9 protein-coding genes and 7 tRNA genes are annotated in these 11,344 nt (G+C 41.9%); 1 reads left to right on the plus strand and 15 read right to left on the minus strand.

Annotation, left to right across the window (positions count from 1 at the left end; all coding sequences use genetic code 11):
* Positions 1-8: 8 nt before the first annotated feature.
* The 6 genes from ACQRBN_RS12700 to ACQRBN_RS12725 all read right to left on the minus strand — a co-directional run bounded on the left by ACQRBN_RS12700 (position 9) and on the right by ACQRBN_RS12725 (position 7,349).
* The gene (locus tag ACQRBN_RS12700) at positions 9-869 is read right to left on the minus strand and encodes a YitT family protein (protein WP_427739373.1); all 861 of its coding nucleotides are present in this window, start codon (positions 867-869) and stop codon (positions 9-11) included.
* 162 nt (positions 870-1,031) lie between these two features.
* Positions 1,032-2,819, minus strand: coding sequence for an aminopeptidase P family N-terminal domain-containing protein (locus tag ACQRBN_RS12705; protein WP_427739374.1), 1,788 nt, complete (start codon positions 2,817-2,819; stop codon positions 1,032-1,034).
* A gap of 38 nt (positions 2,820-2,857) precedes the next feature.
* Entirely contained in the window at positions 2,858-4,207 is a 1,350-nt protein-coding gene (locus ACQRBN_RS12710; RefSeq protein WP_427739375.1) for a peptide MFS transporter, read from the minus strand.
* Between the two features lie 33 nt (positions 4,208-4,240).
* Positions 4,241-5,641: an aminopeptidase gene (locus tag ACQRBN_RS12715; protein WP_427739376.1), complete on the minus strand. Its 1,401-nt coding sequence runs from the start codon at positions 5,639-5,641 to the stop codon at positions 4,241-4,243.
* A gap of 186 nt (positions 5,642-5,827) precedes the next feature.
* Positions 5,828-6,697, minus strand: a complete 870-nt coding sequence (locus ACQRBN_RS12720; RefSeq protein ID WP_427739377.1) for a LysR family transcriptional regulator — start codon at positions 6,695-6,697, stop codon at positions 5,828-5,830.
* Complete coding sequence (locus ACQRBN_RS12725) at positions 6,678-7,349, minus strand: GntR family transcriptional regulator (RefSeq protein ID WP_427739379.1); 672 nt, start codon at positions 7,347-7,349, stop codon at positions 6,678-6,680. Before ACQRBN_RS12725 ends, ACQRBN_RS12720 begins: the two co-directional genes overlap by 20 nt.
* 300 nt (positions 7,350-7,649) lie before the next feature.
* Between ACQRBN_RS12725 and ACQRBN_RS12730 the strand changes: the two genes are divergently transcribed.
* Positions 7,650-8,693: a M42 family metallopeptidase gene (locus ACQRBN_RS12730; RefSeq protein WP_427739380.1), complete on the plus strand. Its 1,044-nt coding sequence runs from the start codon at positions 7,650-7,652 to the stop codon at positions 8,691-8,693.
* A gap of 126 nt (positions 8,694-8,819) precedes the next feature.
* Here ACQRBN_RS12730 and ACQRBN_RS12735 read toward each other — a convergent pair whose 3' ends face one another.
* The 9 genes from ACQRBN_RS12735 to ACQRBN_RS12775 all read right to left on the minus strand — a co-directional run bounded on the left by ACQRBN_RS12735 (position 8,820) and on the right by ACQRBN_RS12775 (position 11,278).
* Positions 8,820-9,950 carry a hypothetical protein gene (locus ACQRBN_RS12735; protein ID WP_427739381.1) on the minus strand — a complete coding sequence of 377 codons (1,131 nt, stop codon included), beginning with the start codon at positions 9,948-9,950 and terminating at the stop codon, positions 8,820-8,822.
* Positions 9,950-10,405 carry an RNA polymerase sigma factor gene (locus ACQRBN_RS12740; protein ID WP_427739383.1) on the minus strand — a complete coding sequence of 152 codons (456 nt, stop codon included), beginning with the start codon at positions 10,403-10,405 and terminating at the stop codon, positions 9,950-9,952. The genes ACQRBN_RS12735 and ACQRBN_RS12740 overlap by 1 nt, the downstream gene beginning before the upstream one ends.
* A gap of 160 nt (positions 10,406-10,565) precedes the next feature.
* Positions 10,566-10,638, minus strand: a tRNA-Lys gene (locus ACQRBN_RS12745).
* Positions 10,639-10,662: 24 nt separating this feature from the next.
* Positions 10,663-10,735: transfer RNA gene (locus tag ACQRBN_RS12750), tRNA-Phe, on the minus strand.
* A gap of 45 nt (positions 10,736-10,780) precedes the next feature.
* Positions 10,781-10,854, minus strand: a tRNA-Met gene (locus ACQRBN_RS12755).
* Between the two features lie 30 nt (positions 10,855-10,884).
* A tRNA-Thr gene (locus tag ACQRBN_RS12760) sits at positions 10,885-10,957 on the minus strand.
* Between the two features lie 78 nt (positions 10,958-11,035).
* Positions 11,036-11,117: transfer RNA gene (locus ACQRBN_RS12765), tRNA-Tyr, on the minus strand.
* 8 nt (positions 11,118-11,125) lie between these two features.
* Positions 11,126-11,198 (minus strand) — tRNA-Val (locus tag ACQRBN_RS12770).
* Positions 11,199-11,204: 6 nt separating this feature from the next.
* Positions 11,205-11,278: transfer RNA gene (locus ACQRBN_RS12775), tRNA-Asp, on the minus strand.
* Between the last annotated feature and the right edge of the window lie 66 nt (positions 11,279-11,344).

The following is an 11,344-nucleotide window of genomic DNA, read 5'->3' on the forward strand; positions in this document are numbered from 1 at the left end:
ATCTCCTGCTAATTGCCACCCCGGAATCCATTTCCTATAATCTCGCTGCTGTTCGTAATCATCATAAACGCCTGCCCGTCTATTCCATGAACGAAATTCCGAAGTTTCACAGCCTGTCCTCTGTTCACCACCGTCAGTATCACCGTCTTATCCTTGTGGGAATAAGATCCTTCAGCATGATATACCGTCGCACTGTGATTCAGTTCCTTATGGATAAAATCACAGATCGGCTGCGGATTCTCCGATACGATTGTAAAATATTTGCACAGATTCAGACTCTCAATCACCGTATCAACGAAGAATGATTTCGCCAGGAAACCTGTCATAGAGAACAATCCGATCGTCGCTCCATATACCCAGAATGAAAGAATCACCACGCAAAAATCTGTGATCAAGAGAGCCTTTCCGATCTGAATACTCGTATATTTCTTCAGAATCAAAGCAATAATGTCCGTTCCGCCGCTAGACGCATCCATATTGAAGAATACTGCTGAGCAAGCTGCCGCAAGTAAGAATGCAAATACAAGTTCCAGAAGCGGCTGATCTGTAAGCGGTCCCTCGAACGGGAAGAGGTATTGTACTGCCTCCAGTTCCGCACTGCAAAGAAGACTTACATACACCGACTTTACACCGAATTCTTTCCCCAGTACGATGAAACCAACAATCAATAGAACAATATTAATAACGAATGCATATGTATTCGCTGTTCCCCCGAACATACCGCTTAAAAGAACAGAAAAACCTGATACACCGCCAAACGTAAAATGATTCGGGAATTTGAACACATAGTCAGCGAATACCAGCACAGTCGTTATCAGCGTCAATATTGTGTATTCCTTGAGTATCCTCCCCTTATTCTTCTTATTCATCCGTCTATTACCTCCATATCTAATGTATTGACACACCTTACTCTAATCTTCCTTACAAGAACAAAGACATACTCCTCCTGCAGCACTCAGCAGATTGTCATATCCACTGCCTGCCACAGGAGGAGCACATCTCACTGAAGGGTAGAATTCAAACGTGAGAAATTAAATTTCTCTGGTATATTGTCTTAGCCAATTCTGTTCTTCCTCATTCAGATGAGGAGCAACCTTCTCATAAACCAATTTGTGATAATCATTCAACAATTTTTTGTCTTCCGCGGACATCATATCCGGATTCAATGCATCCAGATCCATCGGGATATAGGTAATCGGTTCGAAATACATGAATTGTCCATATTCATTCTTCTCCCCTTTACATACCAGCAGTTCATTCTCCAGACGCACACCATGGGAACCTTCAATATAGATACCCGGCTCATCTGTAATTACCATACCCTCTTCAAACTGGTGGGTCTCGCCCGCTCTGTATCTCCACCGGAATCCTGTCGGGCTTTCGTGGATATTCAGCAGATATCCCACGCCATGACCGGTTCCATGATTAAAGTTGATTCCCCGATCCCAGAATGGTTTTCTTGCCAGAATATCCAGATTCATACCGTTACAGCCCTCTAAAAACTTCGCACTTGCAAGCTGAAGATTACTGATTGCTACCAGTGTAAAATGGTCCTTCATGATCTGCGGAACTTCCCCCAAGGCATAAGTTCTGGTCACATCAGTAGACCCTTCATAGAATCCGGCACCTGTATCCGTAAGGAAGAGATTACCCTCCTTTAACTCTACATCCGTCTCAGGTGAAGACGTGTAATGGCAGAGCGCACAATGTTCCCCGAAAGATGAGATTGGCTCGAAACTTGGACGGATGAAATTCCCCAGCTCTTCACGGAATTCATCTAACTTATCAGATGCACTCATCTCCGTAATCTTCATCTTTCCAACATTTTCTTTCAGCCACTTCATGAATCTAACATGTGCCACACTGTCCTTAATCTGCGCTTTACGGATATTCTCAATCTCCACCGGATTCTTCATCGCTTTAAACAGTATCTCCGGATTCTGCTTCTCTACTTTCTTCACATGTTCCGGAATATTGCTGTAAAGAGCATAATTTAATTTTGATGGATCAATCAGCAGTACTTCTTCATCTCCTAAGTTCTTAATATCTTCATAAATATCATTATAAGGATGAAGAAGAACACCGTCTGCTGCAAATGCCTGTTTCATTTCTGTGCTTAATTTTGCTTCATTGATATACAGATGTACCCCATCCATCGTAATCAACGCATAAGAAAGCACCAGTGGGAAGAATTCAATATCATTTCCACGCATATTCAATGTCCAGCAGATATCATCCAGCGTTGTAACTACATGTGCTGTTGCGCCGCATTCCTTCATGAATTCGCGGATTCTCTTTAACTTGCTCTCTGTTGCTTCCCCTGTATACTGGATATCCAGAGCAAATGCCGGTTCTTCTGATAATACCGGGCGATCTTCCCACACTTGATCAATTAAGTCATAACCATATTTAACGCCTGCATTCTTCCCAGTTGCTATCTTCTCGTATTCCTGGCCTTCTCCCATAGCCACGACACGTCCATCGAATCCCAGCACACCGTTCTCCGGAATAACATCCTTAAGATATGCCGTCAGTTCAGGTACTCCCGGTTCACCCATCTTCATCAGTTCTACCGTTGACCCTTCCAACTGTGCTGCCGCCTGGATAAAGTATCTTCCGTCCGTCCACAGGCGTGCTTCCGTCATTGTGATCACTGCCGTCCCTGCAGAGCCCGAAAAGCCTGTAATAAACTTTCTTGCTTTAAAATGTTCTCCAACATATTCGCTCTGATGGAAGTCAGCAGTCGGAACCACATAGACATCTATCTCATGTTCTTTCATTAATTCACGTAATCTTACGATCCTCTCACATACCTTCATATATAGCCTCCCAAAGTCAGATACTTATTATTCTCTTCTTAATCTACCAATGCCGCTAATCTCTTATCCAAAGCAATCATGATTACTGCTGCCACGAAGGACACAATTGCTACTCCGATACAAGCAACTTTGAATTCGATATTTCCGCCGAATAAGATTCCATATACAGGACCATAACTCTTTGCAGCGATGAATGTCGCAAATCCCCACATAGACATCATCAATGCCAGATAACGGCTTGGTGAATACTTACTGATGAAGGAGTGACCAAGTGGAGAGAAGAACATCTCGCCAAGTGTCAGAAGGAATGCAAATATGATCAGCCACAACACGCTTGCCTTCTCGCCGCCACGCACAATATCGATTACAGCGTAGAAGAGATATCCAACACCAATGATTGCGATGCCAAGACCTGTCTTGCGGAACAGGCTCATGTCTCCCTGCGGTCTTGCCGCCAGTTTCTTCCACAATGCAGCGGTAATCGGTCCCAATACAACACAGAAGAAGGAGTTCGCAGCATCAAACCATGTAGATGGTACTTCATAACCTGCAACTACCCAGTTCATATTCTCTGCCCAATAGAAGTATACCGGCATATATCCCAGATACCAGAAGATCCAGAATACGATTGAGAACAGAGATGCAATCAGAATCGCTCCGATACGTTTCTTCTCAATAGTTGTCATAGGCTGTTTCTTGCCTTTTTCTTCTTTCTTCTTCGCTTCCGCCTCAAGTTCTTCCTTCGTCAGAGTCTTCTTAAATGGAAGTTTTCCAACCTCACCAAGACGCGGCCAGCACACGAAGACATACCAGAGAGCGCCAAGCACCATCACCAGACCAGCCAACTTAAAGCATGGTGCGAATCCAAGTACTTCACCTTTGGCAAATACATCCTTATACAGAATACCTACTAAGAATGTTCCGATGAACGCACCCACATTAACCAGGGTATAACGCATAGAGAATGCCGGGTCCATCTGAGCCTTATCCGTAATAACACGTCCGATAATCGCTCCATTCTTGAATAGCGCAAGTCCAAGGCTGACGAAGAAAATCATAAGATAAACACCCGTAGCGCTGGTTGCAATTCCACCCATAAAATATCCAACACCTGCAATTACCATACCAAGCGGAGTTGTGTATTTTGCTCCAACATATCTGTCAACAATTACTGCACCAAAAAGTGGCAATAAATAAGAGAATGCTGTCAGATTGGACTGCATGTTCGCCGCCACCGTATCTGAGAGTCCAAGTCCTCCTGTTGCAACTGTTGCAGTTACAAATATCAAAATCAATGAACGTCCCAAATAGTATGACAGACGTTCGAATATCTCTGTGCCTGCGCACAGCCAAAATGCTATTGGAAATCCTTTTTTCTTTGTTTCCATCGTTTTTTCCTCTCTTCTTCTATCTCATTTCCTTTATTTCATATCTTTTAAGAATGCCTTGTATCCCTTATATGCTTCATAGATATCTGCCTTGCTCGTCACCTCATACGGCGCATGCATAGACAATACAGCCACACCACTATCAATCACATTCATTCCATAATTCGCCATGATGTAAGCAATGGTTCCGCCGCCGCCAAGGTCAACCCTTCCCATCTCAGCAGTCTGGAATCCGACTCCACTCTCATCCATTACCTGACGGATCTTCGCAATATACTCAGCATTCGCATCATTACTGTTATTCTTTCCTCTGCTTCCGGTGAATTTATTAAATACCAGTCCTTTTCCAAAATATGCCGTATTTTTCTTCTCGAATGCGTCTGCATATAACGGATCAAAAGCAGCGCTTACATCAGAAGACAGCATATAAGAATTACGCAGCGTACGTCTTACTTTCAGAGAATCTCCATCCATCGTAAGTGCCATAACTTCTGCTACTGCATCTTCGAAGAATCTGGAATGCATACCGGTCGCTCCCACGCTTCCGATCTCTTCTTTGTCGACCAGGATACAGCAGCTTGTACGCTCCGGAACTTCTGTCTCTAACATGGCAAATAAAGAAGTAAATGCACATACTCTGTCATCCTGTCCGTAACCAAGGATCATGCTTCTGTCTAATCCACAGTCTCTTGCCTTTCCAGCCGGTACAATCTCCAGTTCCGCAGATAAGAAATCTTCCTCATCCATGTCATAATTTTCTTTCAGAAATTGAAGAACGGCTGCTTTCACCAGTTCTTTCTCTTCTTTCTGAAGTTCTTCCTCACCAGTAAGAGGCTTGGTACCAACAAGAAGATCCAGACCTTCGCCTTCAACGACTACGCTGGCTTTCTTCTCCATCTGCTCCTGCGCAATATGTATCAGAAGATCTGAGATTACCAATACCGGATCTTCTTCCTTCTCGCCAATCACAATATTCTGTACGGTTCCGTCCTTCTTCACTACAGTTCCATGAATTGCAAGCGGAATTGTAACCCACTGATATTTCTTGATACCGCCATAGTAATGAGTATCCAGATATGCCATCTCGCTCTCCTCATACAATGGATTCTGCTTCACATCCATTCTTGGAGAATCCACATGCGCTCCAAGGATATTCATTCCCTTGTCCAATGGCTGTGTACCAATCTGGAACATCACAAGCGCTTTCCCCATACAGTCAGCATAGACTTTATCCCCTGCTTCCAGTCTTGTGCCTTCTGCAATGCAATCCTCTAATCTCTTGTAGCCCCATGCTTTTGCCATCTCGATTCCAAGGCTTACACATTCACGCTCTGTCTTTGCAAGATTCAGACATTCTTTATACCTTTCACTTAACTGCTCTAACTCTTCGCTCTGAGTTTCTGTGTACTGCTTCCACATATTCTTTCTCTTCATCTTCTCTCCTCCTTTGTTCTCAAGCAGTTCCTACCTCGGATTGTATCTCTATATCTCCACAATTACAAACGAGAAAAACGAATAGGTATATGAGAAAAACTTATGTTTCAAGAAAACACTTGACATGCTAATCTTTGATTTTTCAACACAAAAAAATCGGTCACAAGAGTGACCGATAAGATATTCTTATACTGTTAAAATATGCTGAAGTTCTTCCAACACCTGTTTTACTTTCCTTTTATTCCTTTTCTTCTTATAGAATGCCTTAATAACACAAGTGGCATCATATTCCGGCAGCGTGCGGATTTCTCCATCACAATACGAAAAATAGTAACTGTCTGCCAAAGCATATCCGTCATTGAATTCCACTTTAAGTTTCATCGTATCTACATTATCAATACGCTCAATACCATGACTGATTAGTCTAAATTCCTCTGATTCGCCATCCTGCATACTGCACAGATATGACTGTGTCCCATAACGGGTATAACGTTCCAGATCCTTTACAGTGAAATCTGATATCTTTCGAAGTGAAGAATTTATACCATAATATATGCCTATCCTGTTCCTGCTGACTTCTAATTCTTCTATCTCTTCATTCTTATCCGGATGATCCATTCCATACCCTACATAAATATCCAGCGAATTTTCCTTCAGCATCTTACTGCCTATATAAGAATCCACTTTACTGAACCGTAACTCATTCTCCGAATAATGCTGATCCATAAGTTCCTGCATCTTCAGCCAGAACAGTTTGTTAATGGAACTATCGATTCCAATACGAATCTCATATTTTTCCTTCAGTTCTTCAATCTCCTGAAACATCTGATCATTCAATTCCAGCATTTCACGCGCTCTGTCATAGACAACCTGCCCTAATTCGGTCAGATAGATCTTACCATTCCCACGTTCAATTAACTTACCTCCTACACTCTTCTCAAGTGAAGAGATCTGCTGGCTGATAGCCGTCTGCGTTACGTAATTCTTAATTCCTGCTTTTGTAAAACTCTTGCTGTCAACCACATCAACAAAATACTTATATTTCCAAAGACTCATTATCTGCATGACCTTCTTTCAAAAGTCTTCTGATGGTCAACATATAATGATCTGTAATCGCCTGCTTAATTGTCTCCACATCGCGTGTACGACAAGCATCCACTACTTTCTTATGAATCGGATATTGACGATCTGTAACTGCCTTCCTATCACCAAGACCAGCATAGCAACTCATATAATTCCCATAACTCAAATCCTGCCAGACTTTCGTCAATCGTCCAAATCCTGCCTTCTCGACAATGATCTGGTGCAGCATGTCGTCATAATAAACCACCTTCTCATAGTCTTCCTCTTCCAATGTCTTCATTGCTTCCAGAACAGCATCCATCTTCGCAATCTCTTCATCCGTAAACTGCCCTTCATAGGACTCCACTGCAAGAATCTCATAACTCGAGCGGATAAGATAGATCTCATATATGTCTTCCAGTGTAACTTCTTTTACCGAGCAGCCCACATTCCTGGTATATTCAATCATACCCTCCTGCTCCAGCTGCCTCAACGCTTCTCTGATCGGCCCACGGCTGACTCCCAGTTCATCTGACAAATCCTGTTCAATAATACGCATCCCCGGTGTCAGTTCCTGATTCAATATCTTAAGCCGAATCTCCTCTACTACATTCTCACGTAATGTTTTATATGATAATTTTCCCATAATGTTTCCTTTTCCTTATTATTATAAATTAGTCATAGCCAGTACTATTATTCTATCACAGTCGGTGTAAGTTCGGAAACACTTCTATGAAAAATTACAATTTACATATTGCCTTTACAGAATAGACAACATATATACTTATATATTCTATTTTCATCCCCTATCAAATTATATTTTTTTGATATAAGACTTGATTTTTCATACTGTTTATTGTAGATTGTTAACAATAAGTGTTTTCTATAATATACCATATCATTTCACCAATTGCAACAATAAAATTATAATTTAGGAGGTTTTATTATGTATTTTAAACAATACGAAGATTACTTCGTCCGGACTGCGACTTCTATTCTCTCAATCGACAGTCCAACCGGTTTCACCACCAAAGTTACGGAATACATTTGCAAAATTGCGGAAGACCTTGGATATCCGGTCTATCAGAATAATATCGGAAATGTAATCGTAACTGTAGATGGAAAAAATAACGAAGAAGCAGTGGCTCTTTCAGCACACGTTGATACGCTTGGCCTTATGGTTCGCTCCATCACTAGCGAAGGATATCTTAAGATCACCCAGGTTGGCGCTCCTGTTCTCCCTTCACTGGACAGCGAATACTGCAGGATACATACCAGAGATGGGCGAATATACACGGGAACCATCCTATCTACATCCCCTTCTATCCATGTATTCTCTGATGCCAATAAGAAAGAGCATGATGAGAAAAACTTAATCGTACGCATTGACGAAATGGTACATAGCAAAGAAGATGTCCTTAACCTCGGTATCCGTCCCGGTGATTTCGTATGCTACGATCCAAAGACAACTTATACGGAAAGTGGATTCTTCAAATCCAGATTCATCGACGATAAAGTATGTGCCGCTCTTTTGATCACTTTGATGAAGATAATGAAGGAACACAATATTAAGCCTGAGAAAAAGACTTATTTCTGCTTCTCAACACATGAAGAGATCGGATATGGCGGTTCTACTCTTCCATCCGAAATCAAAGAACTTCTGGTAATAGATATGGGATGTGTGGGATCTGATCTGACTTGCACAGAAGAACAGGTATCTATCTGTGCTAAAGACTCACTTGGTCCCTATGACTATGAGATGACAAGCCGGCTTCTCAAACTGGCCAATGAGAATGGAATTGACGCTGTCACTGATATCTATCCTCACTATAGTTCTGATGCGAGCGCACTGTGGAGAGCGGGATACGATACGCGTGCTGTCCTGATCGGACCTGGCGTACAGGCTTCGCATGGAATGGAACGTACACATATTACGGGGATGATGAATACATTACAACTGGCTGCTGCATACCTGGAAATTGATTGTTAACCTTTCTCTTTTTTATATAAAGAAACTGTGACCGTATTATAGTCACAGTTTCTTTTAGAATTTAAATATTCATTGCTATCTCATATGCTTTCCGGATTGCAGTCAAGACTATCTTCGAAAGAAAAGTCATTGTTTTAATTTCCATAAAGACATTCCTGTCCCACTAAATGTGCATACATAATACTCGCCATCCCGAGTCTTGCAGAATGGTAATAAACCATTGAAAACACGACCATAATTTACAGTATCGGAAACCTGTCTGATCTGGTTGATCTTTCCAGCCTTATGCTCATAAATACCTGCTTTTGTTATACAGACTACTGTATCTTTCCATACAGCCATAGGCGGTAAAACTTCATTATTATTCTTCTCATACATCATTTGCACAAATTCCTGCAGCCCTTCCTCTGGTTCCTGCTCTTCCAGTGTTTCAGCATCTAAGCATGTATAAATCTCTTTTCCATATAGCAAAAATTGATTCTGGGTTTTCAAACATCCCATGGTCAGATCGTACGGAAGATTTCTTACCACTTTCTGTGTATTGACATCATACAGCAGACATTCTTCTACCCCTGCCAGAGCAATTATGTGATCATTCACATATTTGACACTCCATAAATGTTCCTGTCCCCCTAACTGCGCATATACTTCATCCATATCATACTCTACATAAGAATCTGCTGTGATCCGATATACACGGTTAACATAACCCTCCTCTGCTTCGTCATTTTCTTCCTCCATAATCACAATTGCCTCAATCCCAGTTTTTCCCTCCCGGAGATCACCGGCAAACAGATAGCCTTCTATATTCATCCCATTTGGTTGAGACAGGACCTCTTCCCAGGTATTACCCTGATCTGTACTTTTCCATGCAATCGCATGATGATCTGTCAATGCTCCATCATAATCATTATCTGTTAGAACATATATCCCACCTGCATCGCCTGCCAGTAAACCATAATAATAAGATTCTCCCACATTTGCAGTCACTCCGAATCCCTCTACCCGTGACTCCACTTTAGTCGACTTAATGATTGCTCTGTGAATAGCAACACCTGCAAATACTGTAACAGAAGATGCTATTATAATAGTTACAGCAATCATGGCTGCACTTATATTTCTTTTCATACGCTTCATACATAACACTCCTTTCTTGGCATCAGATTTTAGGAGATCATCCAAAATTGCCTGATCAGCAGCATCAGATAATGTTACCTTATCCAACTGCTCACGATACTTTTTCATATATTCATCCATTATGATAATTCTCCTTCCAACTTGATTTTCAAATGTTTTCGGGCTCGTTCCATCCGGGATCTTACCGCAGATGCAGTGATTTTCAAAATCCCAGCAATTTCTTCCGTAGTATATCCCTCATAATAGTAAAGGTAGATTACCGTTCGTTCTTTTACCGACAATGACATAACTGTTTCTAATATATCCGGTGATTGTGTACCCTCCACAGAAAATCCATCAGATAATTCTTCGTTTTCATGGCGTCTCCAAAATTTCAGGCGATTCTTACATTCATTGGCCGTCACAGTCAAAAGCCATGCCCTCTCCTTTCCCGTGAAAATAGACGTCTTATGTTCTATCATTTTTATAAATACATCATGACAAACATCTTCCGCTTCAGCTGGTGAATGCAGATATGTCAACGCTAGTCGATAGACCGAATTCTTATTGTCGTTGTAAATTTGCGTAATATCCAACTCAATAACCCCCCTTTTTTTGAGTACTCATATATATAACAACTCAAAAAGCATTTTTGTCCCATTTTATCAAAATTTTTATTAAATATTTCTTTTGTCCCAAATCTTTGAATTTGGACAAAAAAAACGCCAGGAATTATCTTATTTCCTAGCGTTACAATGAGCGTGCGGGGATTCGAACCCCGGACAACTTGATTAAAAGTCAAGTGCTCTACCACCTGAGCTACACGCCCATATCTAATTATTGGTAAATAAAATGCCCAGAGCCGGAATCGAACCAGCGACACGAGGATTTTCAGTCCTCTGCTCTACCAACTGAGCTATCTGGGCTAATACAAAAAATGTATTCAATTGTTGCACATATGTATGTGCGAGTTGCGGGGGCAGGATTTGAACCTACGACCTTCGGGTTATGAGCCCGACGAGCTTCCAGACTGCTCCACCCCGCGATATTTTATTAGTTGTCTTTTTCAAGACTAAGCCGATGATCGGACTCGAACCGATAACCTGCTGATTACAAATCAGCTGCTCTGCCAATTGAGCCACATCGGCGCAAGCCATTGGCTAATGGATGGAGAAGGATTCGAACCGTTTAGGTTTTAGCAAACAGTTGACTCTTTCAACATCTAGTGGATGGAGAAGGATTCGAACCTTCGAAGGCGTCGCCAACAGATTTACAGTCTGCCCCCTTTGGCCACTCGGGAATCCATCCAGATTCTATGGGACCAATAGGGCTCGAACCTATGACCCCCTGCTTGTAAGGCAGGTGCTCTCCCAGCTGAGCTATGATCCCATATAACGACCCAGAAGAGACTCGAACTCTCGACCTCCGCCGTGACAGGGCGGCGCTCTAACCAACTGAGCCACTGGGCCTTATTGAAGATATATACCTTCAAAACTGCATATAAGAAATACTCTTCATCCATTTACCTATCACCA

This window comes from Bariatricus sp. SGI.154 (assembly GCF_050313795.1).
GTDB lineage: Bacteria > Bacillota > Clostridia > Lachnospirales > Lachnospiraceae > CAMBRQ01.